Source organism: Streptosporangium nondiastaticum (genome assembly GCF_003011965.1).
Classification (GTDB): domain Bacteria; phylum Actinomycetota; class Actinomycetes; order Streptomycetales; family Streptomycetaceae; genus Streptomyces; species Streptomyces nondiastaticus.
Genome location: NZ_PXWG01000094.1, coordinates 1 through 25,125 on the forward strand (window position 1 = coordinate 1; position 25,125 = coordinate 25,125).

Below are 25,125 nucleotides of genomic sequence, written 5' to 3' on the forward strand. Positions count from 1 at the left end.
GCCGTGCGCCTCTGCGGTACGGGGGCGGCCCGGGCCGGCCCGGGCTCTTGTGCCGCCGCGGCGGGCCCGGCTACGGGCCGGCCGCCGGCCGGCTACGGCTGCCCGTAGCCGTGGAGCTTCTCCGCGGCGCGGTCGGCCTGCTCCGTGGTCAGCAGGGAGGGAGCGCGGCCGGGGACGGAGGAGGCCGTGAGCCAGACCCGGCACATCCACTCCAGCTGGGCGGTGCGGTCGTAGGCCTGGTCGAGGCCGGCGCCGTAGGTGAGGGTGCCGTGGTTGCGCAGGAGGCAGCCGGTGCGGCCGTCGAGGGCCTCCAGGGCGTGCGCGGCCAGCTGGTCGCTGCCGTAGAGGGCGTAGGGGGCGACACGGACCGGCCCGCCGAGGGCGCCGGCCATGTAGTGGATCAGCGGCAGCTCGTCGGCGAGGGTGGAGACGGCCGTGGCGTGCACGGCGTGCGTGTGCACGATCGCGGCGGCGTCCGTGGCCCGGTAGACCGCCAGGTGCAGGGGGAGCTCGCTGGTGGGGGCCAGGTCGCCGAGGAGCCGGTGGCCGTCGAGGTCGACGGCCACCGCGTCGCGCGGGGTCAGCCGGTCGTACGGGATGCCGCTCGGCGTGACGACGATCACATCGCCGACCCGGGCGGAGACGTTGCCCGACGTGCCCACGACGAGGCCGTCGGCCGTGGTGCGGCGGGCCGTCTCCACCACATCGGCCCACGTCCGGCGGATCTGCTCGGTCTCCCTCATCCGTCCTCCACCCCTCTGCATCCGTTTTCCGCCTCCGGTTCGCGTCACTACCCCGCCCGGGTCAGTTCACCTTCCGTTCACCCAAGGTCTTTACGGTCCCCGCTGTACTGACCATCGAGCTGATTGCCTGGGTGAATGGAACACATCACGCTTCTCATCGGGATCGTGATCGTCACGGCCTTGGTGTTCGACTTTACGAACGGCTTCCACGACACGGCCAACGCCATGGCCACCACCATCTCCACCGGGGCGCTCAAGCCCAAGGTGGCGGTGGCGATGTCGGCCGTGCTGAACCTCGTCGGCGCATTCCTGTCCGTGGAGGTCGCCAAGACGATCTCCGGCGGAATCATCGACGAGAGCGCGGGCATCAGACCGGAGGTCATCTTCGCGGGTCTGGTCGGCGCGATCGTCTGGAACCTGCTGACCTGGCTCGCCGGTCTGCCCTCCAGCTCCTCGCACGCCCTCTTCGGCGGCCTCATCGGCGCGACGGTCGTCTCCGTCGGCTTCGACGCGGTCAACGCCGACAAGGTCGTCATGAAGGTCCTCATCCCCGCCGTCGCCGCGCCGATCGTGGCCGGCCTCGCCGCCTGGTGCGCGACCCGGCTCACCTACCGGCTCGCCCGCGGCCGCGACGAGCGCGACACCGCCAAGGGCTACCGCGCCGGGCAGATCGCCTCGGCCGCCCTGGTCTCCCTCGCCCACGGCACCAACGACGCGCAGAAGACCATGGGTGTGATCACCCTCGCGCTCGTCGCCGGCGGCGTCGTCGCGCCGCACTCCGACCCGCCGCTGTGGGTCATCGTCTCGGCCGGCCTCGCCATCGCCCTCGGCACGTACCTGGGCGGCTGGCGCATCATCCAGACCCTCGGCAAGGGCCTCACCGACATCAAGCCCGCGCAGGGCTTCGCCGCCCAGACCGGCGCCGCGACCGTGATCCTCGCCTCCTCGCACATCGGCTTCGCGCTCTCCACCACCCAGGTCTGCTCCGGCTCGATCATGGGCGCCGGCCTCGGTCGCAAGGGCGGCGTCGTGCGCTGGTCGACCGCCGGGCGCATGGTCATGGCCTGGGGCCTGACCCTCCCCGCGGCCGGTCTCGTCGCCGGCGGCGCGGCCCTCCTCGCCGACCAGGGCGACTGGGGCGTCGCCGCGGTCGCCGTCCTCGGCCTGGCCGTCTCCGGCGCGATCTGGCTGGCCTCGCGCCGCAAGCCCGTCACCCACGACGACCTGGACTCGCGCGACGCCGTCGCCGGCGCCGAGCCGGCCGGTGTCGTCACCCAGGCCCTGCAGGCCGTCGCCCCGCCGCCGGCCGGTCCGCTGACCGCCGCGGTCTCCCCCTCCCCCGAGGCCGGGCGGGCTCCTGCCGCCGCCGCGGCGAGCTAAGGCATAAGGAAGAAACGCATGCACATCGACTGGGCAGCACTCGGCCAGGTCTTCGGCGTCAGCCTCGTGGTGACGGTCGGCCTGGTGGGCATCTTCACCCTGGGCATCATGGGCACGTCGCCCCGCACGGGGGGCTCGGCGGACTCGGGCGCGGGTACGGGTGCGGGTGCGCTCGCGCGCTCCGGGGCGTACGCGTGCTTCGCGCTGTGCGCGGCGGCCGTGGGCTACGGCATCTACTTGATCGTGGCGTAAGCGCCGCGCTCCGTCTTCGAACGGCCGGACCCCTGAAGGGGCCCGGCCGTTCGCGTACCCGCGGGGAAGCCGGGCTGCGCCGCGGCCGCGCAAGCGGCTTCCGCCGCGGGCAATCGCATCTCGTTGCCGCGCAACAAACCCCCGCCGCCGCGGCCGCTTGCATCTCGTTGCCGGGCAACGAACTCCCGCCGCAACGGCGAGCGACCACTACGGACCGGACCGGCGGTGCCGCACCCACGGCCGGTTCGGCACCGCCGCGCACGCACGCGGTGGTTTCGCCGCGGCGGCGGCAGAAGATTCGGGGGCGCCCCGAGCGACAGGGGTGACGCAACCCCCCGCCGCAACGGCGAGCGACCACAACGGGCCGGACCGGCGGTGCCGTACCCACGGTCAGTTCGGCACCGCCGAAATCGCACGAGGGGGTTGCGCACCGCTGCGGCGGTCAGAGGAATCGGCGCAGCCGGAAGCGTCATCTGCAAGTCGGACCAGGTCAGGCATGAGTTGACGGCGCCCGCGGCGCATGGTGGACTTCCGGAGCCAAACGGCGACAGCAGAGGAAGCCGGTGCGAATCCGGCGCGGTCCCGCCACTGTCACCGGGGAGCGTCTCCCCCACGCGATGGCCACGGCGGCGAGCCGGAAGGCCGGGGCGGGCGCGGATCCGGGAGCCAGGAGACTCTGGTCGCCGGTCACGTCGAGCCAGGGCGCGGACCCTGAGTGAGGACACATCTGTCATGCCCGGCGCCCGCCACCGAACGCCCCGCAGAACTCCCTCCCCCCGCCGAGGCGTGACGGCGGTCTGATCCGATGCGTGCCGATCCGATCGGTTTCGCGTGCGGCGCCGCCCTCGGCTTCCTCGGTGACCGCGTCCTGGGCGACCCGCGCCGCGGCCACCCCGTCGCCGCGTTCGGCCGTGCCGCGCACGCCGTGGAGCAGCGCCTGTGGCGCGACGACCGCGGCCGCGGCGCCCTGCACACGCTGGTGTGCGCGGGGGGCGCCGCCGCAGGTGCCGCGCTGCTGGCCCGTGCCGTACGCGCTTCCCGTTCCCGTACCGCCGACGTCGCGCTGACCGCGGCCGCCACCTGGGCCGTGCTCGGCGGCACGTCCCTGGGCCGGGAGGCGCGCGCCATCGGGGGCGCGCTCGCCGCCGGTGACGTGGAGGTCGCCCGCGAGCGCCTGCCGCACCTGTGCGGCCGCGACCCGCAGGCGCTGGACGGTCAGCAGATCGCCCGCGCCGTGGTGGAGTCGGTGGCCGAGAACACGTCCGACGCCGTCGTCGGCGCCCTCGTGTGGGGCGCGCTCGGCGGCGTGCCCGGCCTGGTGGGCTTCCGGGCCGTGAACACCCTGGACGCCATGGTCGGCCACAAGTCGGCCCGTTACCGCCGCTTCGGCTGGGCCTCGGCCCGCCTGGACGACGTGGCCGGCTGGCCCGGCGCCCGCCTGACCGCGGCCCTCGCCGTCCTCGCGGGCCCGGACCCGCGCGGCGCCTGGCGCGTGGCCCGGCGCGACGCCTCCCGCCACCCCAGCCCCAACGCGGGCCCCGTGGAGGCCGCGTTCGCGGGCGCGCTCGGCGTGCGGCTGGGCGGCACGCTCGCGTACGCGGGCCGGGTGGAGCACCGCCCCGTGCTGGGCGCGGAGAACCGCCCCGTGCGGACGGACGACATCGAGCGCGCGGTGCGCCTCTCGCGCCGGGTGTCGCTGCTGGCCCTGGGGACGGCGGTGGCGGCCCGCGCAGTGGGCAGCCTGTTGACGACGGCGAGAACGGCAAGGAGGAGCCGGTGACGGCTGACAGGAGCGGGCCCGGGGGCCCGCTGGGCGGGGGCCTGCTGGTGGCCGGCACCACCTCGGACGCGGGCAAGAGCGTGGTGACGGCCGGCATCTGCCGCTGGCTGGTCCGCAAGGGCGTCAAGGTCGCGCCGTTCAAGGCGCAGAACATGTCGCTCAACTCGTTCGTGACGCGCGAGGGCGCGGAGATAGGCCGCGCGCAGGCCATGCAGGCGGCCGCGGCCCGCGTGGAGCCGAGCGCGCTCATGAACCCCGTCCTGCTCAAGCCCGGCGGGGACCGGAGCAGCCAGGTCGTCCTGATGGGCAAGCCGGTCGGCGAGCTGAGCGCCCGCGGCTACCACGCGGGCCGCCAGGAGCAGTTGTTCGGCACCGTGACCGACTGCCTGGAGGAGCTGCGGCGCACGCACGACGCGGTCATCTGCGAGGGCGCGGGCAGCCCGGCCGAGATCAACCTGCGGCGCAGCGACATCGTCAACATGGGCATCGCCCGGGCGGCCCGGCTGCCCGTGGTCGTGGTCGGCGACATCGACCGCGGCGGCGTCTTCGCGTCGTTCTTCGGCACGACGGCGCTGCTGTCGCCGGAGGACCAGGAGCTGATAGCGGGTTACGTCGTCAACAAGTTCCGGGGCGACGTGACGCTGCTGGAGCCGGGCCTGGACATGCTGTACGAGCTGACGGGCCGGCGGACGTACGGCGTCCTGCCGTTCGCGCACGGCCTCGGCATCGACGAGGAGGACGGCCTGCGGGTCTCCCTGCGGGGCGCGGTGCGGGAGTCGGTGGTGGCCCCGCCGCACGGGGCGGACGTGCTGCGGGTCGCGGTGTGCGCGGTGCCGCTGATGTCGAACTTCACGGACGTGGACGCGCTGGCGGCCGAGCCGGGCGTGGTCGTGCGCTTCGTCGACCGCGCGGAGGAGCTCGCCGACGCCGACCTGGTGGTCGTGCCGGGCACGCGCGGCACGGTGCGCGCGCTGGCGTGGCTGCGCGAGCGCGGCCTGGCGGACGCCCTGGCCCGGCGCGCGGCCGAGGGCCGCCCGGTGCTGGGCATCTGCGGCGGCTTCCAGGTGCTGGGCGAGCGGATCGACGACGAGGTCGAGTCGAAGGCGGGCACGGTCGAGGGACTGGGCCTGCTGCCGGTGCGCGTGCGGTTCGCGGCGGAGAAGACCCTGGCGAGACCGGTCGGCACGGCCCTGGGCGAGTCCGTCGAGGGTTACGAGATCCACCACGGAGTGGCGGACGTGCGGGGCGGCGACGAGCCGTTCCTGGACGGCTGCCGGGTGGGCGCGGTGTGGGGCACGCACTGGCACGGCTCCCTGGAGAGCGACGGCTTCCGGCGGGCGTTCCTGCGGCGCGTCGCGGAGGCGGCGGGGAGGGCGTTCGTGCCGGCCCCGGACACGTCGTTCGCCGCGCTGCGGGAGGAACAGCTGGACCGGCTGGGCGATCTGATCGAGGAACACGCGGACACGGACGCGCTGCTGCGGCTGATCGAGGACGGGGTGCCGAAGGGCGTCCCGTTCATACCGCCGGGCGCGCCGGCTCCGCTCGCGCGGAACGACAACACAGGGGGTACCCGTTGACGGCCTCGGCCACCTACCCGTTCACCGCGGTCGTCGGGATGGACGACATGCGGCTGGGCCTGTTGCTCAACGCCATCTCGCCGTCCATCGGCGGGGTGCTCGTACGGGGTGAGAAGGGCACGGCGAAGACCACGACCGTACGGGCCCTGTCGGCGCTGCTGCCGCAGGTCGTCACCGTCCCCGGCTGCCGGTTCTCCTGCGACCCCGCCGCCCCCGACCCCACCTGCCCGGACGGGCCGCACGCGGACGGGCCCGGGGAAGCCCGCCCCGCCCACATGGCCGAACTGCCCGTCGGCGCCTCCGAGGACCGGCTCGTCGGGGCGCTCGACATCGAGCGGGCGCTGGGCGAGGGCGTGAAGGCGTTCGAGCCGGGCCTGCTGGCCGCCGCGCACCGGGGCGTGCTCTACGTCGACGAGGTCAATCTGCTGGGCGACCACCTCGTGGACTCCCTCCTCGACGCGGCGGCGACCGGTGTGTCGTCGGTCGAGCGCGAGGGCGTCTCCGTCCGGCACGCCTCCCGCTTCCTCCTCGTCGGCACCATGAACCCCGAGGAGGGCGAGCTCCGCCCCCAGCTCCTCGACCGCTTCGGGCTGACCGTCGAGGTCGCGGCCTCGCGCGAGCCCGACGAGCGCGTCGAGGTCGTCCGCCGCCGGCTCGCCTTCGACGAGGATCCTGCCGCGTTCGCCGCCAAGTGGTCCGCCGAGGAGGAGACGCTGCGCGAGCGGATCGCCGCCGCCCGCGCGCTGCTGCCGTCCGTGCGGCTGGGTGACGGCGCGCTGCGCCGGATCGCCGCCGTGTGCGCGGGCTTCGAGGTGGACGGCATGCGCGCGGACATCGTGACCGCGCGGACGGCGTCGGCGCTGGCCGCGTGGGCGGGCCGTACGGACGTGCTGACCGAGGACGTGCGGCAGGCCGCTCTGCTGTCCCTGCCGCACCGCCGCCGGCGCAACCCGTTCGACGCCCCCGGCCTGGACGAGGACAAGCTCGACGAGATCCTGCGGCAGTTCGAGGACGACGAGCCCGAGCCCGAGCCCGAGGGGCCGGACGACGGCGGTCCCGGCGACGGCGGTCCCGAGGGCGGCGGCCCTGACGGCGGCGGGCAGCAGCCCCCGCAGGACGGCCCGGGCTCCGACGGCACGCCGCCCGACGTACCGCAGCAGCGGCAGGAGCCCGCGGAATCCGGGACGGGGCCCGAGTCCGGGTCCGGGTCCGAGTCAGCGGAGGCCCCTGAGAGCGCGCCGGCGAGCGGAGAGGCCCCCGAGGCCCCGGCCGTCGCCGCCTCCGCCCCGTTCCGGACCCGCAGGCTCGACGTCCCGGGTCTCGGCGAGGGCTCCGACGGCCGCCGGTCGCGGGCCCGTACGGCGCACGGCCGGACGACCGGTTCCCGCCGTCCCCGCGGCGCCCTGTCCCGGCTGCACCTGGCCGCGACGGTACAGGCGGCCGCGCCGCACCAGCGGGCGCGCGGGCGCAGCGGCCCCGGCCTGCTCGTGCGCCGCGACGACCTGCGGGAGGCGGTGCGCGAGGGCCGCGAGGGCAATCTCGTGCTGTTCGTCGTGGACGCCTCCGGATCCATGGCGGCCCGGAAGCGGATGAGCGCGGTGAAGGGCGCGGTGCTGTCGCTGCTGCTGGACGCGTACCAGCGCCGCGACAAGATCGGGATGATCACGTTCCGCGGTGCGGGCGCCGAGGTGGCGCTGCCGCCGACGTCGTCGGTGGACGCGGGCGCGGCCCGGCTGGAGAAACTGCCGACGGGCGGCCGCACGCCGCTCGCGGCGGGCCTGCTGCGGGCGCACGAGGTGCTGCGGGTGGAGCGGCTGCGCGACCCGTCGCGGCGGCCGCTGCTGGTGGTCGTCACCGACGGCCGGGCCACCGGAGGCCCCGAGCCGCTGGTACGGGCGGCGCGGGCCGCCCGGCTGCTGGCGGGCGAGGGCACGGCGTCGGTGGTCGTGGACTGCGAGCAGGGCCCCGTGCGGCTCGGGCTCGCCGCCGAGCTGGGCCGGGAGCTGCGCGGCCCGGTCGTGACGCTGGACGAGCTGCGCGCGGACAGCATCTCCGCGCTCGTACACACCGTACGGACCACTCACACCAGGAGGGCCGCGTAATGCCCAAGGGGCAGCCGACCACCGTTCCCGACGACGGACTCACGACGCGTCAGCGCCGCAACCGGCCGCTCGTCTTCGTCCACACCGGCATCGGCAAGGGCAAGTCGACGGCGGCGTTCGGCCTGGCACTGCGCGCCTGGAACCAGGGCTGGCCGATCGGGGTGTTCCAGTTCGTGAAGTCGGCGAAGTGGAAGGTCGGCGAGGAGAACGCGCTGCGGGTGCTCGGTGCGTCGGGCGAGGGCGGCACCGTCGACTGGCACAAGATGGGCGAGGGCTGGTCGTGGATCCAGCGCGACAGCGACCTGTCGAACGAGGAGAAGGCGCGCGAGGGCTGGGAACAGGTCAAGCGCGACCTGGCGGCGGAGACGTACAAGCTGTACGTGCTGGACGAGTTCGCCTACCCGATGCACTGGGGCTGGATCGACACGGACGAGGTGATCGAGGTGCTGCGCAACCGCCCCGGCACCCAGCACGTGGTCATCACGGGCCGCAACGCGCCCGAGAAGCTGGTCGAGTTCGCGGACCTGGTGACGGACATGTCGAAGGTGAAGCACCCGATGGACACCGGTCAGAAGGGCCAGCGGGGCATCGAGTGGTGAGCATCAAGTGGTGAGTACGCGCATCCCCCGCCTGGTCATCGCCGCGCCGGCCTCCGGCAGCGGCAAGACCACGGTGGCCACCGGCCTGATGCGGGCCTTCGCCGACGCGGGCCTCGCCGTGTCGCCCCACAAGGTCGGCCCGGACTACATCGACCCGGGCTACCACGCGCTCGCGACCGGCCGCCCGGGCCGCAACCTCGACGCGTACATGTGCGGCCCGGAGCGGATCGCCCCGCTGTTCCTGCACGGGGCCGCGGGCTGCGACGTCGCCGTGGTCGAGGGCGTGATGGGCCTGTACGACGGGGCGAGCGGACAGGGCGAGCTGGCGTCGACGGCGCACGTCGCGAAGCTGCTGAAGGCGCCGGTCGTCCTGGTCGTGGACGCGTCGTCGCAGTCGCGCTCGGTGGCCGCGCTCGTGCACGGCTTCGCGTCCTGGGACCCGGAGGTACGGGTCGCGGGCGTCATCCTCAACAAGGTCGGCTCGGACCGCCACGAGGCGCTGCTGCGGGAGGCCCTGACGGAGTCGGGCGTGCCGGTGCTGGGCGCGGTGCGCCGCGTCCAGCAGGCGCACACGCCGTCCCGCCACCTGGGACTCATCCCCGTGGCTGAACGCAGCACCGAGGCGGTGGAGGCGGTAGCGGCCCAGGCAGCCCAGGTAAGAGAGGGCTGCGACCTGGAGGCCTTGCTGGCACTGGCGCGGAGCGCGCCCCCGCTGCTGGACGAGCCATGGGCTCCTCACGGGTTGTGGGCAGGCGTTCCGGCTTCCAACCCCGCCCCCACCCGTTTGTGGGCAGGCGTTCCGCAGGGCGGAACGGGTGGGCACAAACCACCCACCGGCCCGCAGCCGGACAAGGCACCCGTAGTGGCCGTAGCCGGCGGCCCGGCGTTCACGTTCTCGTACACGGAGCACACCGAGCTGCTCCAGGCCGCCGGCGCGGAGGTCGCCCCCTTCGACCCCCTCCACGACGAGGCGCTCCCGGACCACACCGCCGCCCTGGTCATCGGCGGCGGCTTCCCCGAGATCTACGCCCCGGAGCTCTCCGCGAACGAACCGCTCCGCAAGCAGGTGGCCGCCCTCGCGGCGTCCGGCGCCCCGGTCATCGCCGAGTGCGCGGGCTTGCTCTACCTCTCCCGTTCGCTGGACGGCAAGCCGATGTGCGGCGTGCTGCCCGCGGACGCCAGGATGTCCGGCCGGCTCACTCTCGGCTACCGCGAGGCCGTGGCGATCGCGGACACCCCGCTGGCGCGGGCGGGCACCCGGGTCCGGGGCCACGAGTTCCACCGCACGGTGACGGAGCCGGGTGCGGGCGCGAGCCCGGCGTGGGGCTTCACCCACCCGGAGCGCCGCACGGAGGGGTTCGTGGCGGGCGGGGTGCACGCCTCGTACCTGCACGTGCACTGGGCGGGCGCCCCCGGCGCGGCCGCCCGGCTCGTGGCGGGCGCCGCCGCCCGCGGGTGACGCCGGTGGCCGCCGTCTCCGTCGCCGTCTACGTGGGCGTGGGCGCCCGCCGCGGCGTGCCGGCCGCGGAGGTGCTGGAGCTGATCGAGCGGGCGCTCACGGAGGCGGGGGCGGCCGGGCTGCGGCCGGCCGCGCTGGTGACGGTGGAGGCGAAGGCGTCGGAGGCCGGGCTGCTGGAGGCGGCGGCCCGGCTGGGCGTGCCACTGCGGTCCTACGGGGCCGACGCCCTGTCACGGGTCGCCGTGCCGGCTTCGTCGGCGGCCGTACTGGCAGCCGTGGGCACGCCTGCCGTCGCGGAGGCGGCGGCGCTGCTGGCGGCCGGCCCGGGCGGCGTCCTGGCCGTGAGGAAGCGGAAATCCGCGCGGGCGACGTGCGCGGTCGCGTACGGACCCGCTTGACGGTCCTTCGGCGACCGTCAGTACCGTTTCCGGGTGGGCCGCACGCGCCCGCCGACGACCATCCGGCACTCACAAGAAGGCGGCCCGCGGCCATGCACACTCCCAGCGAACCCGACCTGCGCCACCACGGTGACGCCGAAGTGCGGGGTGCCGGCGCGGAGCTGACGGACCTCGCGGTGAACGTGCGGGCGGGCACGCCGCCGGTGTGGCTGCGCGAGCACATCGCCGCGTCGCTGGACGGGCTCGCCGCGTACCCGGACGGGCGGGCCGCGCGGCGTGCGGTGGCGGCGCGGCACGGGCTGCCGGAGGAGCGGGTGCTGCTGACGGCGGGCGCGGCGGAGGCCTTCGTGCTCCTCGCGCGGGCGCTGCGGGTGCGGCGGCCGGTCGTCGTGCACCCGCAGTTCACGGAGCCGGAGGCGGCGCTGCGGGACGCGGGGCACCAGGTGGAGCGGGTGCTGCTCGACGCGGCGGACGGCTTCCGGCTGGATCCGCGGGCGGTGCCGGGCGACGCGGACCTGGTCGTCGTCGGCAATCCGACGAACCCGACGTCCGTGCTCCACCCGGCGCGGGACCTGGCGCGGCTCGCCCGGCCGGGCCGGACGCTCGTCGTGGACGAGGCGTTCATGGACGCGGTGCCGGGCGAGAAGGAGTCGCTGGCGTCGGTCACGGACCTGCCGGGGCTGGTCGTGCTGCGCAGCCTCACCAAGACGTGGGGGCTGGCGGGCCTGCGCATCGGCTACGTCCTCGCGTCGCCCGGGACGATAGCCCGGCTGGAGCGCGCGCAGCCGCTGTGGCCGGTGTCGTCGCCGGCGCTGGCGGCGGCGGAGGCGTGCAGCGCTCCCCCGGCGCTCGCGGAGGCCGGGCACGCGGCGCGGCGGCTCGCCGAGGACAGGACATATCTGGCGGCCGCGGTGGGGCAGTTCGAGGGGGTCCGGGTGCACGGGCCGGCAGCCGGGCCGTTCCTGCTGATCCGGGTGTGGGGTGCCGCGGCCGTACGGGGCAGGCTGCGGGGGCTCGGTTTCGCGGTGCGGCGCGGCGACACGTTTCCGGGGCTGGGGCCCGACTACCTGCGCCTCGCGGTCCGGGACCGTGCGACGACGGACCGCTTCGCGGAGGCCCTCGGGAAGGCGCTCGCCGAGGGGTGAGATCACCTCTGGCCGCGGGCGGGAGTGATCGCTAGGGTGCCGCCGTATGGCGACCTCACGAATAGCCCCGGCAGCCCCGGCGGCCGCCGACCGGACGGCGCGGCTGGCCGTCACCGTGTTCCCGCTGCTCGTCGTCGCGGCGGGGGCGCTGGGGCTCGCCGCGCCGTCGCGCTTCACCGGCTGGGCGCCGGCCGTGCCGTACCTGCTGGGCGTCGTGATGTTCACGATGGGCCTGACGCTGACCGGTGAGGACTTCCGGGCGGTCGCCAAGCGGCCCTGGGCGGTCGGGCTCGGCCTCGTCGCCCACTACGTCATCATGCCCGGGCTGGGCTGGCTGATCGCCACGGCGCTGGGTCTGCCGCCGCAGCTGGCGGCCGGTGTGATCCTGGTCGGCTGCGCGCCGAGCGGGACGGCGTCCAACGTGGTCACGTACCTCGCGCGCGGGGACGTCGCCCTGTCGGTGTCCGTCGCGACCGTGTCGACGCTCGTCGCGCCGCTGGTCACACCGCCGTTGACGCTGCTGCTGGCGGACCGGTTCCTGGACGTGGACGCGGGCGCCATGTTCACCGACATCCTCAAGACCGTGCTCGTGCCGGTGGTCGGCGGGGCGCTGGTGCGGATGGTGGCGGGGCGGCGCGTCGCCCGGCTGCTGGGCGTGCTGCCCTCCCTTTCGGCGCTGACGATCGCCGTGCTCGTGCTGATCGTGGTGTCGGGCAGTGCGGCCCGCATCAAGGACGCGGCGGCCCTCGTCCTCCTCGCCGTCGTCCTCCACAACGGCCTCGGCCTGGCCCTCGGCTACGCGGCGGGCCGCCTGGCCCGGCTCGGCGCCCCGTCGAGCCGGGCGATGGCCTTCGAGGTCGGCATGCAGAACTCGGGCCTGGCGGCGTCCCTGGCAACGGCCCACTTCAGCCCCGCGGCGGCGCTGCCGGCGGCGGTCTTCTCGGTGTGGCACAACGTTTCGGGGGCGGTGGTGGCGGCGTGGATGTCGCGTCGCCCCACCGCGGAGACGGCGCCCGGGGCCGCCGGCGCACCGTCAGCGGATCACGCGGCCCCGTAGGATCACGCGGCTCGGTGAGCCCAGGACGCGGACGTCCGCCCGGGGGTCCGTGTCGTAGACGACGATGTCCGCGGAGGCGCCCTCTTCCAGGCCCGGGCGGCCGAGCCACGCGCGGGCCGCCCACGTCGTGGCGGCGAGGGCGTCGACCTGCGGGATGCCGGCCTTGACGAGTTCGGCGACCTCCTGGCCGACGAGGCCGTGGGCGAGGGAGCCGCCCGCGTCCGTGCCGACGAAGACGGGGATGCCCGCGTCGTACGCGGCCCGCACCGTGTCGTAGCGGCGCGCGTGCAGGCGCCGCATGTGGTCCGCCCAGCGCGGGAACTTCGCCTCGCCGCCCTCCGCGAGCCGCGGGAACGTCGCGATGTTGACGAGCGTCGGCACGATGGCGACCCCCCGCTCCGCGAACAGCGGAATGGTGTCCTCGGTGAGCCCGGTCGCGTGCTCGATGCAGTCGATGCCTGCCTCCACCAGCGGCGCCAGCGACTCCTCCGCGAAGCAGTGCGCCGTCACCCGCGCCCCGAGCCGGTGCGCCTCGGCGATGGCCGCCGCCACCTCGCCCCGGGGCCAGCAGGCGGACAGGTCGCCCGTCTCGCGGTCGATCCAGTCGCCGACGAGCTTGACCCAGCCGTCCCCGCGCCGCGCCTCGCGCGCCACGTAGGCCACGAGGTCCTGCGGCTCGATCTCGTGCGCGTAGTTGCGGATGTACCGGCGCGTCCGCGCGATGTGGCGCCCGGCGCGGATGATGCGCGGCAGGTCCTCGCGGTCGTCGATCCAGCGCGTGTCGGACGGCGAGCCGGCGTCCCGCAGCAGCAGGGCCCCCGCGTCCCGGTCGGTGATCGCCTGCTTCTCGCTCGTGGACTCGTCGACCGGCCCGTGGGCGTCGAGCCCCACATGGCAGTGCGCGTCCACGAGGCCGGGCAGCGCCCAGCCCTCGACCGTGGTGACGTCCCGCGCCCCCGTCGGCCTCTCGAAGGTGATCCGGCCGTCGACGACCCACAGCTCGTCGCGCACCCCGCCGTCCGGGTCCGCGCCGACGAGCACCCGCCCCTTGATGTGCAGCACATCGCTGTCGCTCATGGACCGCACTGTACGAGCCCGCTCCTCCCGTGCGCCAAGGGGCTGCCGGCCCCGGGATCCGGCCGACCCCGCCGGGGCCCCGGGAAATTCCCCGGAACCCGCCTTTCGTATTCACGCAGACAACTCCCCGCGCATTCTCCTGCCCGCTTCCCCGCACCCTAAACTCAGGATTTTCCTTACGTTTCCGCAAGGGAATTCATCCACCCCGCAACCCTCTGTGACACACTCCACACCCAGCCCCTTTCGCCCGGTTATTTCCGGGCAAAACACCCCGCACTGCGCCCGCCTCGCCCGCCCACGCGCCTCCGCGCGATAACACAACCACCCGCCGCCGGGTAACCCGCACCCCCGATGCGATTTCCGATCCGCATCGGTAAATTCCCTCCGCATGACCGCCGCACAAGCAGACCTTGCACGTGCCCGCCCCGCCTCCCCCCGGGAATTCCCGGGAATTCCGGAGGACCTCACGCTCGACGTCCCGCGCGTCGACGACGGAGCCGCGATCTGGCGCATCGCCCGCGACTCGGGAACCCTGGACCTCAACTCCTCGTACAGCTACCTGCTGTGGTGCCGCGACTTCGCCGCCACCTCGGCCGTGGCCCGCCGCAGCGGCGACGGGCAGCCCGCGGGCTTCATCACCGGTTACATCCGCCCCGCCCGCCCCCGCACCCTCGTGGTCTGGCAGGTCGCCGTGGACCGCCCGCACCGCGGCCGCGGCCTGGCCGCCGCGCTGCTGGACGGCCTCGTCGCCCGGGTGGCCCGCGAGACGGGCGGCCTCGACGGGATCGAGACCACCGTGACGCCGGGCAACACCGCCTCCAACCGCCTCTTCGCCTCCTTCGCCGAGCGGCACGGCGCCGCCGTCGAACGCGAAGTCCTCTTCCACGGCGGCCTGTTCCCCGAGGACGGCCACGACCCCGAAGTGCTGCACCGCATCGGCCCCCTCGCGCACTGACCGCGCGACTCCACGGCCGGGCACAACCGGACGTAATCGAACGCACCGAACGCACCGAACGCACCGACAGGAGCAGCCCATGACCATCACCCCGCCCGCCCTCAGCGTCTTCGAGGCCCTGGAGTCGGAGGTCCGCAGCTACTGCCGCAGCTGGCCCGCGGTCTTCGACCGGGCGCAGGGCAGCCGCATGTACGACGAGGACGGCCACACGTACCTCGACTTCTTCGCCGGCGCCGGGGCGCTCAACTACGGCCACAACAACCCGGTCCTCAAACGCGCGCTGATCGACTACATCGAACGCGACGGCGTCACCCACGGCCTGGACATGGGGACCACCGCCAAGCGCGCCTTCCTGGAGGCCTTCCAGGACGTCGTGCTGCGTCCGCGCGACCTGCCGTACAAGGTGATGTTCCCCGGCCCGACGGGCACCAACGCCGTCGAGGCCGCGCTCAAGCTGGCCCGCAAGGTCAAGGGCCGCGAGGCGATCGTGTCCTTCACCAACGCCTTCCACGGCATGTCGCTCGGCTCGCTCGCCGTCACCGGCAACGCCTTCAAGCGGGCCGGCGCGGGCATCCCCCTCGTCCACGGCACGCCCATGCCCTTCGACCACTACCTCGACGACACGGTGCCGGACTTCCTGTGGTTCGAGCGGCTGCTCGCCGACCAGGGCTCGGGCCTGAACACCCCCGCCGCCGTCATCGTCGAGACGGTGCAGGGCGAGGGCGGCATCAACGTCGCCCGTCCCGAGTGGCTGCGCGGGCTCGCCGCGCTGTGCGAGCGGCACGACATGCTGCTGATCGTCGACGACATCCAGATGGGCTGCGGCCGCACCGGCTCCTTCTTCTCCTTCGAGGAGGCGGGCATCACCCCGGACATCGTGACGCTGTCCAAGTCCATCGGCGGCTACGGGCTGCCGATGTCGCTCACCCTCTTCCGCCCGGAGCTCGACGTGTGGGAGCCCGGCGAGCACAACGGCACCTTCCGCGGCAACAACCCGTCCTTCGTCACCGCCGCCGCGGCGCTCGACGCGTACTGGACCGACGGGCAGATGGAGAAGCAGACCCTCGCCCGCGGCGAGCAGGCCGAAGAGGCCCTGCGCGCCATCTGCGCCGAGCACCCCGGGGCGGGCGCGCGCTACCGGGGCCGCGGGCTCGTGTGGGGGCTGGAGTTCGCCGACAAGGCCCGTGCCTCGGCGGTCTCCCGGCGGGCCTTCGAGCTCGGCCTGCTCGTGGAGACGTCCGGCCCGGAGGGCGAGGTCGTCAAGCTGCTGCCCGCGCTGACGATCTCGCCCGAGGAGCTGGACGAGGGGCTGAGGACCCTCGCCCGCGCGGTCCGCGAAACGGCCTGAACCGGCAAGCGCCACAGCCGGCACAGACCACAACAGCCGACACAGGGCAGAACAGCCGGCACAGAGCAGAACAGAGCAAGACCAGAACAGAAAGGCACTCACCATGATCGTCCGTTCGCTCCAGGACATCGAAGGCACCGACCGGCACGTCAAGGCCCGCAGCGGCACGTGGGAGAGCAAGCGGATCGTCCTCGCCAAGGAGCGGGTCGGGTTCTCCCTGCACGAGACCGTCCTCTACGCCGGGACCGAGACGTCCATGTGGTACGCCAACCACATCGAGGCCGTGCTGTGCGTGGAGGGCGAGGCCGAGCTCACCGACGACGAGACCGGCGAGAAGCACTGGATCTCGCCCGGCACGATGTACCTGCTCGACGGCCACGAGCGGCACACCCTGCGGGTGAAGACCGACTTCCGCTGCGTGTGCGTCTTCAACCCGCCGGTCACGGGGCGGGAGGACCACGACGAGAACGGCGTCTACCCGCTGCTGACGGAGGAGGGCTGAACCATGGCCGCGGTCACCGACCTCTACCCCACGCGCGGCACGCACGAGGCCGCCGTTCCGCGGCGGGACCCGGTGGTGTGGCCCTCGGGCTCCGGGGCCCCGGCCCCCGGGCCGGTCGACGCGGACGCCCTCGCGGGCTACGAGCGCGACGGCTTCCTCACCGTCGACCAGCTGATCACCCCGGACGAAGTGGCCGCCCTGCGCGCCGAACTCGACCGGCTGATCGCTGACCCCGCGGTGCGGGCCGACGAGAGAGCGGTCGTCGAGCCGCACTCGCAGGACGTGCGGTCGGTGTTCGAGGTCCACCGGATCAGCGAGGTGTTCGCGGAGCTGGTGCGCGATCCGCGGGTCGTCGGCCGGGCGCGGCAGATCCTCGGCTCGGACGTCTACGTCCACCAGTCGCGGGTCAACGTCAAACCGGGCTTCGGGGCCGCCGGGTTCTACTGGCACTCCGACTTCGAGACGTGGCACGCGGAGGACGGGCTGCCGCGGATGCGGACGGTGTCGGTGTCGATCGCGCTGACGGAGAACCTCCCCACCAACGGCAGCCTGATGATCATGCCGGGGTCGCACCGGACGTTCCTGGGCTGCGCGGGGGTGACGCCTCGGGACAATTACAAGCGGTCCCTGCGGATGCAGGAAGCGGGCACGCCGTCCGACACGGCCCTCGCCGAGCTCGCGGGCCGGCACGGCATACGGCTCTTCACCGGGCCGGCCGGTTCGGCGACGTGGTTCGACTGCAACTGCATGCACGGTTCGGGCGACAACATCACGCCGTTCGCGCGGAGCAATGTGTTCATCGTCTTCAACAGCGTGGACAACGCGGCGGAGGAGCCCTTCGCGGCCCCGGCCCGCCGCCCGTCGTTCATCGGGGCGCGCGATGTCACTCCCGTGAGGTAAGGACGGGCCGGGGCCCGGCACTCTCCTTCCGCCGCGGCGGCGCGCAACCTCCACGGACGTACCCGGCGGTGCCGAACCCGCCCCTGGCCCGTACGGCACCGCCGAACACCACCGTCGTGGCCGATCACCACTGCGGCGGAAGGGGGTGGGCCGGAGCCTCAGCCCACCTCCCCCACCGCGGCGGACAGGAGTGGCCGGGCTCACCCGCCCTCCTCCCCCGCCGGAGGCGCACCGCTCAGGACAGCGCCGCCAGCGCGGCGTCCACGTCCGCGACGCTGTTGTACACGTGGAACGCCACCCGCAGCCGGCCCGCGCGGGCGCCCGCCCGTACGCCCGCCGCCGAGAGGCGCTCTGTGACGGAGCCCAGGCCGGCGACGGAGACGATGGCCGAGCCGTCCGCCGGCACCGCCCGGTGGCCGGCCCGGCCGAGCCCGGCGCGGAAGCGCTCCGCGAGAGCGACGTCGTGGGCCGCGATCCGCTCCGGGCCGAGCTCTTCGACGAGCCGGAGCCCGGCGAGGGCCCCGACGTACGCCAGGATGGCGGGGTTGTGGTCGTAGCGGCGCGCCGAGGAGGCGAGCGCGGTGACCGGCCCGTACGTGCTGTCCCAGGGGTCCTCCCCGGCCACCCACCCGGCGAAGACGGGGCTGAGGCCGCCGAGGTCCTCCGGCACGGTGAGGAAGGCCGTGCCTCGGGGCCCCATCAGCCACTTGTAGCCGACGCACACGGTGAAGTCGTAGGCACTGGCATCCGTGGGCAGCCAGCCCGCGGACTGGCTGATGTCGACGAGCGTGCGGGCCCCGTACGCGCGGGCGGCCTCCCCTATCGCCCGGAGGTCGGCGATGCGCCCGTCCGCGGACTGCACGGCGCTGACCGCCACGAGGGCCGTCCCGGGCCGGACCTCCGCCGCGATCTTCTCCAGGGGGACGGTCCGTACGTGCAGGCCGGGCCGGACGTGGAAGGGATTGACCAGGGAGCTGAAGTCGCCCTCGGCGCACAGCACTTCGGCGCCGTCCGGCAGCGACTGGGCGATGAGCCCGCAGAAGACCGCGGCGGATCCCCCCGTGGCGACTCTCCGCGCGGACACGCCCACCAGCCGGGCGAAGGCGTCGCGGACGGCGCCCACCACCTCGAAGTGGTCCTCACTGCCGGCCCGGCCCCGGGAGTGCGCGGTCGCGGCATCGTGCATGGCAGCGACGGCCGGTGCGGGGAGCAGCCCCGTGGCGGCCGTGTTCAGGTAGACGGTCTCGGGCGCGAACTGCCCTGGCGCGAGGCTCTCGATGCCCGTGCCCGCACTCATGGTCATGCTCATCTCGTCCATTCACCCACTATGCGCGGCGGTGATCGCGCCGTCCATGGACCCGGAGGTGGACGCAGGGTGGAGAGCCCTCTCCACCCTGCGGCGGAGGGGGACAGCCGCTCAGGGCGACGCGCGGGCGCGTCCGCGGCGGAACCCTGGTCTCATGACCAGTACGACGACGACCGTCCGGGACGACCACGCCACCAAGCGCCGCGCCCTCCGCGCGGTGACCATCGCCGCGTGCCTGCCCTATCTCGGCCTCAAGGTCGCATGGGTGGCGGGCAGCCACATCGGCATCCCGGAGGGCAGTGCCCTGCGGGATGCCGACGCGGGGCTGGTCGTGGCGAACGCCGTGACCATCCTGATGGACGCCGCCGTGGTGGTCCTCGCCCTGCTGCTGACCCGCCCGTGGGGCAGGCGCGTCCCGGCGTGGCTGCTGGTGCTGCCGATGTGGGGCGCGGTGGGGCTGCTGACGCCCATCATGTACGGGTTCCCGGCGCAGTTGCTGGTCCGGGCCCTCGGGGGCGGCTCGGCGACCGGTTCCGGAGGCGGCGGCAAGCGGCCGTTCCTGGACGAGTGGGTGTTCGGGGTGGTCTACACGGGGTTCATCGTCCAAGGGCTCGCCCTGGGCACGCTGTTCGTGCTGTACGCCCGCGACCGCTGGGGGCATCTGTGGCAGGGCACCGTCGGTGAGCTGAAGGCTCATGCCCCTGGTCGCGGACAGCGGGCCGCGCTGACCGCGGCGGCAGTGCTGGCCGTCGTGCCCGGCGGGGTGCACCTGCTGTGGGCCTGCGGCTGGTCCGCGGGGCTGGCGCCGGAGATCGCCCGGGGGTACGACGCCGCGTCCGCGGCCGCGGAGTCGGGCTACGTGCTCTACGCCGCCGCGACGGTCGCGGGCACCGCCCTGCTGCTCTCCGGCGCGGGCAAGGGCAGCCGCCTGCCGTTGCGCGTGCCGCTGCTCCTCGCGGGCGTCGGCTCCGCCGCCTCGGCGGCGTGGGGCGGCTGGCAGTTGCTCGCGACGCTGACGTCGCTGGCCGACGACGGCCGGGGGCCGACGGCGGCGATGGGCGTCACCTACGCTGTGCAGGTGATCACCGGTCTGCTGGTCCTCGCCGCGGGGGCGCGCTTCTTCGCCGCGCGGTCGGCGCGCATGCCCGCGGCGGTCCCGGGGCGCACCGCGGCGGACGTCCCCGGACGCACGGACACGGCCGTCCCCGGACGCACCGGCACGGAGGCCCTCGCCTCGTGACGGCCCTTCTCCGGCGCGGCGCCCGCGCGTTGCTGGGCCGCCGCGCCCGCCTCCGGTGGGTGCACCTGCTGCTGGGCGGCGCGCTCCTCATGCCGTACTACCTGCTGGCGAGCACCCTGGCGTCGGTTCTCGTCCAGCGCAGCAGGAACGTCCTGTTCCCCGACACCCTGGGGATGCAGTTCGGCGTCTTCGCGCTGGCGCTGGTGCCCGCGGCCGTGACGGCGCTGGTGCCGTGGGTACGGACCCTGGAGTCCACGGCGGCCCGCGCCCTGTGCGGACTGCCCGAGGAGGCGCTCGCGACGGGCCCGGCCGAGTCGTGGGCCGCGCGCGGGCGGACCGCCCTCTGGTACACCCTGCACCTGCTGGCCGGCGGCGTCCTGAGCGGCATGTCGCTGGCCACGCCCCCGTTCGCGCTGATGCTGATCGCCCTGCCGGTCACCGGCGTCCCCGGCGGCGCGGACGCCCCGTACGGGCTCGGCGACCTGTCCCTGCCGGGGCAGTTGCTCATGCCGTTCGCCGGGCTGGCGCTGCTCGCCGTGCTCGCCGCCGTGTCCGCGGGCGCGGGGGCGCTGCTCGCGCGCTGCGCACCCGTCCTGCTCGGGCCGACGGCCGCCGACCGGCTCGCCGCCGCCGAACAGCACGCCATGCGGCTCGCCCTGCGCAACCGCCTCGCCCGCGAGCTGCACGACTCGGTGGGGCACGCCCTCAGCGCGGTGACGCTGCAGGCGAGCGCGGCGCGCAAGGTCCTCGACGCCGACCCGGAGTTCGCCCGGCAGGCGCTGGCCGCGATCGAGGAGACCACGCGCGAGGCGGTCGGCGAGCTGGACACCGTCCTCGGGCTGCTGCGCGAGGACGGCGCCGCCTCCGCCGCGCCCGCCCCGACCCTCGCCGACCTGAACGGGCTGCTGGACCGCACCCGGGCCGCGGGCGGCACGGTCAGCCTCACCGCGCCGCCCGCCCTCGACCGCGTACCGCCGGTCGTCTCCCGCGAGGCGTACCGGATCGTGCAGGAGGGGCTCACCAACGCCCTGCGGCACGCGGGCCGGGTGCCCGTCCTGCTGCGGATCACTGTGAACGACGAGGCCCTGGAGGTCGCCTTGGAGAACCCGGTCGGACCCGGCAAGGGCCGTACGCACGCGCATTCACCCGCGCCCCGCCGCGCCGGTGGCGGCCGCGGCCTGACGGGCATAGCCGAACGCGCCCGGCTGCTGCGCGGCAGCAGCAGCGCGGGCGAACGGGACGGCGTGTGGCGGCTCTCCGTCCGCCTCCCGCTGGGCGGAGGTGCGGGCCGGTGACGGCGGCACCCCTGCGGATCGTGCTCGCCGACGACGAGCGGATGGTCCGGACGGCACTGCGCGCCATCCTCGGCGCGGAGGACGACCTGGAGGTCGTCGGCGAGGCCACGAACGGCGCGGAGGCCGTCTCCGTCGTCCGCGAGCTGCGGCCGGACGTCGTGCTCATGGACGTGCGCATGCCCGACGTCGACGGGATCCGTGCCACGGAGCAGCTGCTGGGCAGTGGCATGGACGACCCGCCGCGGATCATCGTCGTCACCACCTTCGAGAACGACAGCTACGTGTACGACGCGCTGCGCGCCGGCGCCAGCGGCTTCCTGCTGAAGCGGTCGGGCGCGGACGAACTCGTCCAGGCCGTCCGGCTGGTGGCCCGCAGCGACTCGCTGCTCTTCCCCGCCGCCGTACGCGCCCTCGCGGCCGAGCACGCGGAGGCCCGGCGGGCCCGGGCGGCCGCGGGGCGGCTCCGCGCGCAGCTGTCGGAGCGGGAGGCGGAGGTGCTGCGGCTCATGGCCCGCGGCCTGTCGAACGCGGAAATCGCCACGGAGCTGGTACTGGGCGCGGCGACGGTCAAGACCCACGTCGCCGGCGCCCTCGCCAAACTCGGCGTCCGCAACCGCACGCAGGCGGTCATCGCCGCGTACGAGTGCGGTTTCGTCTCACCCCGCTGATCGCGGGGTGCGCCGCGGTCTCGGGGCCCGTGCGCCCAGGCGCTGCCCCCGCCGCGACGGGGCGAGGGCCTGCACCCAGGCGCTTTCTCCCGCCGCGGCGGGGGGATGGCTTGCGCCCGAGCCGTTCCTTCCGCCACAGCAGAGCAGGGGCTCGCCTGCACCCAGGCGTCTTCTCCCGCCGCGACGGCGATCAACCACCACGGCGCCACCCGGCGGTGCCCAACAGTCTCAGCCCGGCTCGGCACCGCCGGACACCACCGGTGGGGGTTACGCATCGCCGCGGCGGAGGGAAGGGCCCTGCGCCCAGGCATTCACGGGGCTGATGCCCGAAACATGAGCAGCCTCAGGCCGACCTGCCTGTGCCCAGGCGCTTCCCCCGCCGCAACGGCGATCAACCACCGCGGCGGCACCCGGCGGTGCCCGGCAGCCTCAAGCCGGGCCCGGCGGCGCCGAAACCCAGGCGAGCGTCGCGCATCAGATGCTCGCCGCCTCGTGGAGCGCCCTCACCAAGCGCGTCACCTGGGCATGGTTGTCCTCGCGGAAGGCGAACCGGCGGCGGTTGAAGCCGACGGCCAGGCCCGTCGACGGGTCTGCGAAGGCCTGGGAGCCGGCGGCGCCGCCGTGGCCGAAGGCGCGGGCGCCGAGGAAGGGGAACCTGTCCGCGGACATGTTCCCGAACCCGAGCCCGAACGCGCCGAACGCGCCCAGGACGAGGTCGTGCCCCGCGGAGTGGATCTGCGCGAACTCGGCGGCCGTGCCGGGCGTCAGCAGGGCCTCCTTTCCGTTCAGGCCGCTGATGGCGGCCGCGTACATCCCGGCGAGCCCGCGCGCGGACGCCGTTCCGCCGACGGACGCCGGGCCGCCGGCCCGGATGACGCGGTGGTTCGGCAGCTCCTCCAGGACCGTGGGCACGGCGTGGTTGAGGTTGAAGGCGATGCCGGACAGGCTGTGCGCGCCGGGTGCGTTCTCCTGCAGGAAGCGCGTCTGGGCGGGCGTCGGGTCCATGGGCTGGGTGGTGAGGAAGCGGTGTTCCTGCTCCTCGGGGAGGGCCATGTAGAAGTCGAGGCCGTACGGGGCGCGGACGCGCTCTTCGTAGAGGTCCTGCATGGTCCGCCCGGTGGCGCGCCGGACGATCTCGCCGGTGAGGGCGCCTATGACGTAGGCGTGGTAGCCGAAGGCGGTGCCGGGGCGCCAGTAGGGCCGCTGGGCGGCCAGCTTGTCCGCTATGGCGCGGTCGTCGGCGAGTTGCTCCAGGGTGAAGCCCGCGTCGGCGCCGACGAGGCCGGCCCGGTGGGCGAGGAGGTCGCGCAGGGTGACGTGTTCCTTGCCGGCGGCGGCGAACTCGGGCCAGTAGTGGCGCACCTCGCGGTCGAGGTCCAGGACGCCTTCCTGGACGAGCAGGGCGACGACGAGGTGGGCCGCGCCCTTGGTGGAGGAGAACACGCCGGTGAGCGAGTCGCCCTCGATGCCGGGTCCGCCCCAGAGGTCGACGACCTGTTCGCCGTGGACGTAGGCGGCGAGCTGGGCGGAGTGCCCGGCGCGCTCTTCGGCGAAGGTGGCTTCGAACGCTTCGCGCACGCCCTCATAGCCCTTGGCGACGGTTCCCTGGACGGCGCTCGTCTGCGCGGCGGTCGGAGTCGGCATGGGTGTGCTCCTTGTGGTTCAGTGGGGCGGGTGCTGCTTCCGGTGGGTGAAGCCGGACGGGGCGCGTGGTTATTTCGTGACGATCGTCATCTCGCCCACGGAATAATCGGATTGAGCAATTCCGCCCTCTGCTCCCGCTCTTCACTCCCCGCTCTCCGCTTCTCCGCTCTCCGCTTCTCCGCTCTCCGCAGGAGGTCCGGCCATGCCCACGTCCCGCACCGTCCTCCTCACCGGCGCGGCCGGCCGCATCGGCACCCACCTGCGCGCCCTGCTGCCCGCTCACGGCCACCGGCTGCGCCTTCTGGACGTCCGCCCGGTGCCGGGCGAACCGGAGGCGGTCACCGCGGACCTGGCCGACCCGGCCGCCACCACCGACGGCGGCGGCAGCAGCGGTGAGGCGCTGCGCAAGGCCCTCGACGGCGTGGACGCGGTCGTCCACCTGGCGGGCATCCCGGTGGAAGCCCCGTTCGCGGAGATCCTGCGCGCCAACATCGAGGGCACGTACCGTCTTTACGAGGCCGTGCGGGAGGCGGGCGTGCGGCGCGTGGTGCTCGCCTCCAGCAACCACGCCGTCGGCTTCACGCCCCTGCCCGCCGAGGGCGGCCGGCCGCTGCCCGTGGAGACGCCGCACCGCCCCGACACCTTCTACGGCCTCTCGAAGTGCTTCGGCGAGGACCTCGCTTCCCTCTACCGGGACCGGCACGGCATCGAGACCGTCTCCCTGCGCATCGGCGCGTGCTTCCCGGAGCCGACGTCGGTGCGCATGCTGTCGGTCTGGCTGAGCCCGGGCGACTGCGCACGGCTCGTGCACGCCGCGCTCACGGCCGAGGGCGTCGGCCACACCGTCGTCTACGGCAGCTCCGCCAACACCCGGGCGTGGTGGGACCTCTCCCCGGCCCGCGCGCTCGGCTACGCACCGCGGGACGACTCGGAGCCGTACGCGGCCGCCCTGCTCGCCGCGGAGGCGGGGACCGCGCAGGTGGGCGCCGGGCTCGTCGGCGGCGAGTTCTGCGGCCCCGAGCCGCCGCGCCGGCACCCACGCTGACCTGCGACGACAACGGGAACAGCGGACTCCGTAACGGGACCGCATCAGGTGTTCGGTAATGGAACCGCAAAGAGCGGCCGCTCGTTACCCGGAGCATGACCGCTATGACACCCGGCTCGAACATCCCTCTCTCCGTCGCCCGCGTGACGGTGGACGTCACCGCCCCGGTGCGGCTCGACGTGTCGGGCCTGCTGCTCACCGCCGACGGCAAGGTGCGCTCCGACGACGACTTCGTCTTCTACAACCAGCCCTCAGGACCGGGCGTGGCCCACCGCGCCGCGGCCGGCGGCGCGCCCGACGCCATCGCGGTGGACACCGCCGCCGTCCCCGCCGCCATCGACAAGATCGTGGTGACCGCGAGCCCGGACGCCCAGGGCCGGACGTTCGCGGGCATCGAGCCCACCGCCACCGTGCGCAACGCGGACGACGGCTCGGTCCTGGCCACGTTCACGCCGCCCCGGCTGGGCTCCGAGACCGCGCTCGTCGTCGTGGAGGTCTACCGGCGGGCCGGCGCCTGGAAGGTGCGTGCGGTCGGCCAGGGGTACGCGAACGGCCTGGCGGGGATCGCCACCGACTTCGGCGTGAGCGTGGAGGAGCCCGCGGCCCCCGCCCCGGCCGCCGTGCAGGCGCCCGCCCCCGTACAGCCGCCCGCC

At 74.6% G+C, this 25,125-nt stretch carries 23 protein-coding genes and 1 riboswitch; of the genes, 19 read left to right on the forward strand and 4 right to left on the reverse strand.

Annotated elements, in window-relative coordinates; genetic code table 11:
* Positions 1-92: 92 nt before the first annotated feature.
* Positions 93-743, reverse strand: coding sequence for a class II aldolase/adducin family protein (locus B7P34_RS25395; RefSeq protein WP_223268220.1), 651 nt, complete (start codon positions 741-743; stop codon positions 93-95).
* A 135-nt stretch (positions 744-878) separates the two neighbouring features.
* On the opposite strand from B7P34_RS25395, the gene B7P34_RS25400 reads away from it, so the two are divergent.
* The 10 genes from B7P34_RS25400 (at position 879) to B7P34_RS25445 (ending at position 12,492) form a co-directional block, all read left to right on the forward strand.
* Entirely contained in the window at positions 879-2,123 is a 1,245-nt protein-coding gene (locus B7P34_RS25400; protein ID WP_106680169.1) for an inorganic phosphate transporter, read from the forward strand.
* Between the two features lie 18 nt (positions 2,124-2,141).
* Entirely contained in the window at positions 2,142-2,375 is a 234-nt protein-coding gene (locus tag B7P34_RS25405; protein ID WP_106680171.1) for a hypothetical protein, read from the forward strand.
* 554 nt (positions 2,376-2,929) lie between these two features.
* Positions 2,930-3,051: riboswitch (cobalamin riboswitch) on the forward strand.
* A 129-nt stretch (positions 3,052-3,180) separates the two neighbouring features.
* Positions 3,181-4,155: a cobalamin biosynthesis protein gene (locus B7P34_RS25410; protein WP_106680173.1), complete on the forward strand. Its 975-nt coding sequence runs from the start codon at positions 3,181-3,183 to the stop codon at positions 4,153-4,155.
* Entirely contained in the window at positions 4,152-5,732 is a 1,581-nt protein-coding gene (locus B7P34_RS25415) for a cobyric acid synthase (RefSeq protein WP_223268221.1), read from the forward strand. Before B7P34_RS25410 ends, B7P34_RS25415 begins: the two co-directional genes overlap by 4 nt.
* On the forward strand, positions 5,729-7,834 hold the full coding sequence (locus B7P34_RS25420; RefSeq protein ID WP_106680175.1) for a putative cobaltochelatase: 2,106 nt from the start codon (positions 5,729-5,731) through the stop codon (positions 7,832-7,834). Before B7P34_RS25415 ends, B7P34_RS25420 begins: the two co-directional genes overlap by 4 nt.
* Positions 7,834-8,433, forward strand: coding sequence for a cob(I)yrinic acid a,c-diamide adenosyltransferase (gene cobO, locus B7P34_RS25425; protein WP_106680177.1), 600 nt, complete (start codon positions 7,834-7,836; stop codon positions 8,431-8,433). The genes B7P34_RS25420 and cobO overlap by 1 nt, the downstream gene beginning before the upstream one ends.
* A 31-nt stretch (positions 8,434-8,464) precedes the next feature.
* Entirely contained in the window at positions 8,465-9,892 is a 1,428-nt protein-coding gene (locus tag B7P34_RS25430) for a cobyrinate a,c-diamide synthase (RefSeq protein ID WP_223268226.1), read from the forward strand.
* A 5-nt stretch (positions 9,893-9,897) separates the two neighbouring features.
* Positions 9,898-10,290: a cobalamin biosynthesis protein gene (locus B7P34_RS25435; RefSeq protein ID WP_223268222.1), complete on the forward strand. Its 393-nt coding sequence runs from the start codon at positions 9,898-9,900 to the stop codon at positions 10,288-10,290.
* A 92-nt stretch (positions 10,291-10,382) separates the two neighbouring features.
* Positions 10,383-11,435, forward strand: coding sequence for an Rv2231c family pyridoxal phosphate-dependent protein CobC (gene cobC / locus B7P34_RS25440; RefSeq protein WP_106680183.1), 1,053 nt, complete (start codon positions 10,383-10,385; stop codon positions 11,433-11,435).
* Positions 11,436-11,481: 46 nt separating this feature from the next.
* The gene (locus B7P34_RS25445; protein ID WP_106680185.1) at positions 11,482-12,492 is read left to right on the forward strand and encodes a bile acid:sodium symporter family protein; all 1,011 of its coding nucleotides are present in this window, start codon (positions 11,482-11,484) and stop codon (positions 12,490-12,492) included.
* Here the strand turns inward: B7P34_RS25445 and B7P34_RS25450 are convergent.
* Positions 12,469-13,569 carry an amidohydrolase family protein gene (locus tag B7P34_RS25450; protein ID WP_189383038.1) on the reverse strand — a complete coding sequence of 367 codons (1,101 nt, stop codon included), beginning with the start codon at positions 13,567-13,569 and terminating at the stop codon, positions 12,469-12,471. The genes B7P34_RS25445 and B7P34_RS25450 overlap by 24 nt on opposite strands.
* 388 nt (positions 13,570-13,957) lie before the next feature.
* Here B7P34_RS25450 and ectA point away from each other — a divergent pair, with 388 nt between their 5' ends.
* The 4 genes from ectA to thpD all read left to right on the forward strand — a co-directional run bounded on the left by ectA (position 13,958) and on the right by thpD (position 17,274).
* Positions 13,958-14,524: a diaminobutyrate acetyltransferase gene (ectA, locus tag B7P34_RS25455; RefSeq protein WP_189383040.1), complete on the forward strand. Its 567-nt coding sequence runs from the start codon at positions 13,958-13,960 to the stop codon at positions 14,522-14,524.
* A 79-nt stretch (positions 14,525-14,603) separates the two neighbouring features.
* On the forward strand, positions 14,604-15,872 hold the full coding sequence (ectB, locus tag B7P34_RS25460) for a diaminobutyrate--2-oxoglutarate transaminase (RefSeq protein WP_106680187.1): 1,269 nt from the start codon (positions 14,604-14,606) through the stop codon (positions 15,870-15,872).
* A gap of 103 nt (positions 15,873-15,975) precedes the next feature.
* Complete coding sequence (locus B7P34_RS25465) at positions 15,976-16,374, forward strand: ectoine synthase (RefSeq protein WP_106680189.1); 399 nt, start codon at positions 15,976-15,978, stop codon at positions 16,372-16,374.
* A 3-nt stretch (positions 16,375-16,377) separates the two neighbouring features.
* A complete protein-coding gene (gene thpD / locus B7P34_RS25470) occupies positions 16,378-17,274 on the forward strand; it encodes an ectoine hydroxylase (RefSeq protein WP_106680191.1) in 897 nt (298 codons plus the stop codon).
* A gap of 235 nt (positions 17,275-17,509) precedes the next feature.
* Here the strand turns inward: thpD and B7P34_RS25475 are convergent, their stop codons facing one another.
* The gene (locus B7P34_RS25475; protein ID WP_223268223.1) at positions 17,510-18,592 is read right to left on the reverse strand and encodes an aminotransferase class V-fold PLP-dependent enzyme; all 1,083 of its coding nucleotides are present in this window, start codon (positions 18,590-18,592) and stop codon (positions 17,510-17,512) included.
* 142 nt (positions 18,593-18,734) lie between these two features.
* Between B7P34_RS25475 and B7P34_RS25480 the strand changes: the two genes are divergently transcribed.
* The 3 genes from B7P34_RS25480 to B7P34_RS25490 are packed head-to-tail and all read left to right on the forward strand — an operon-like array spanning position 18,735 to position 21,783.
* Positions 18,735-19,820: a hypothetical protein gene (locus B7P34_RS25480; protein ID WP_223268224.1), complete on the forward strand. Its 1,086-nt coding sequence runs from the start codon at positions 18,735-18,737 to the stop codon at positions 19,818-19,820.
* Positions 19,817-21,115, forward strand: a complete 1,299-nt coding sequence (locus B7P34_RS25485; protein ID WP_223268225.1) for a sensor histidine kinase — start codon at positions 19,817-19,819, stop codon at positions 21,113-21,115. The genes B7P34_RS25480 and B7P34_RS25485 overlap by 4 nt, the downstream gene beginning before the upstream one ends.
* Positions 21,112-21,783, forward strand: a complete 672-nt coding sequence (locus B7P34_RS25490; RefSeq protein ID WP_106680193.1) for a response regulator transcription factor — start codon at positions 21,112-21,114, stop codon at positions 21,781-21,783. Before B7P34_RS25485 ends, B7P34_RS25490 begins: the two co-directional genes overlap by 4 nt.
* A gap of 474 nt (positions 21,784-22,257) precedes the next feature.
* Here the strand turns inward: B7P34_RS25490 and B7P34_RS25495 are convergent, their stop codons facing one another.
* Positions 22,258-23,427: a serine hydrolase domain-containing protein gene (locus tag B7P34_RS25495; protein WP_106680195.1), complete on the reverse strand. Its 1,170-nt coding sequence runs from the start codon at positions 23,425-23,427 to the stop codon at positions 22,258-22,260.
* Between the two features lie 202 nt (positions 23,428-23,629).
* Between B7P34_RS25495 and B7P34_RS25500 the strand changes: the two genes are divergently transcribed.
* Both B7P34_RS25500 and B7P34_RS25505 read left to right on the forward strand, forming a co-directional pair.
* Entirely contained in the window at positions 23,630-24,472 is an 843-nt protein-coding gene (locus B7P34_RS25500) for an NAD-dependent epimerase/dehydratase family protein (RefSeq protein WP_106680197.1), read from the forward strand.
* 104 nt (positions 24,473-24,576) lie between these two features.
* Positions 24,577-25,125 (forward strand): TerD family protein (locus B7P34_RS25505; protein WP_146166920.1); only part of this gene is annotated, 549 nt, incomplete at its 3' end.

Excerpts from the sequence above, each read along its gene's own strand:
- B7P34_RS25465 (WP_106680189.1), top strand. The coding sequence starts at position 15,976 with ATGATCGTCCGTTCGCTCCAGGACATCGAAGGCACCGACCGGCACGTC.
- cobO (WP_106680177.1), top strand. The coding sequence starts at position 7,834 with ATGCCCAAGGGGCAGCCGACCACCGTTCCCGACGACGGACTCACGACG.
- B7P34_RS25450 (WP_189383038.1), bottom strand. The coding sequence starts at position 13,569 with ATGAGCGACAGCGATGTGCTGCACATCAAGGGGCGGGTGCTCGTCGGC.
- B7P34_RS25495 (WP_106680195.1), bottom strand. The coding sequence starts at position 23,427 with ATGCCGACTCCGACCGCCGCGCAGACGAGCGCCGTCCAGGGAACCGTC.
- B7P34_RS25395 (WP_223268220.1), bottom strand. The coding sequence starts at position 743 with ATGAGGGAGACCGAGCAGATCCGCCGGACGTGGGCCGATGTGGTGGAG.
- ectB (WP_106680187.1), top strand. The coding sequence starts at position 14,604 with ATGACCATCACCCCGCCCGCCCTCAGCGTCTTCGAGGCCCTGGAGTCG.
- thpD (WP_106680191.1), top strand. The coding sequence starts at position 16,378 with ATGGCCGCGGTCACCGACCTCTACCCCACGCGCGGCACGCACGAGGCC.
- B7P34_RS25405 (WP_106680171.1), top strand. The coding sequence starts at position 2,142 with ATGCACATCGACTGGGCAGCACTCGGCCAGGTCTTCGGCGTCAGCCTC.
- B7P34_RS25400 (WP_106680169.1), top strand. The coding sequence starts at position 879 with ATGGAACACATCACGCTTCTCATCGGGATCGTGATCGTCACGGCCTTG.
- B7P34_RS25445 (WP_106680185.1), top strand. The coding sequence starts at position 11,482 with ATGGCGACCTCACGAATAGCCCCGGCAGCCCCGGCGGCCGCCGACCGG.
- B7P34_RS25480 (WP_223268224.1), top strand. The coding sequence starts at position 18,735 with ATGACCAGTACGACGACGACCGTCCGGGACGACCACGCCACCAAGCGC.
- ectA (WP_189383040.1), top strand. The coding sequence starts at position 13,958 with ATGACCGCCGCACAAGCAGACCTTGCACGTGCCCGCCCCGCCTCCCCC.
- B7P34_RS25500 (WP_106680197.1), top strand. The coding sequence starts at position 23,630 with ATGCCCACGTCCCGCACCGTCCTCCTCACCGGCGCGGCCGGCCGCATC.
- cobC (WP_106680183.1), top strand. The coding sequence starts at position 10,383 with ATGCACACTCCCAGCGAACCCGACCTGCGCCACCACGGTGACGCCGAA.
- B7P34_RS25410 (WP_106680173.1), top strand. The coding sequence starts at position 3,181 with ATGCGTGCCGATCCGATCGGTTTCGCGTGCGGCGCCGCCCTCGGCTTC.
- B7P34_RS25475 (WP_223268223.1), bottom strand. The coding sequence starts at position 18,592 with ATGGACGAGATGAGCATGACCATGAGTGCGGGCACGGGCATCGAGAGC.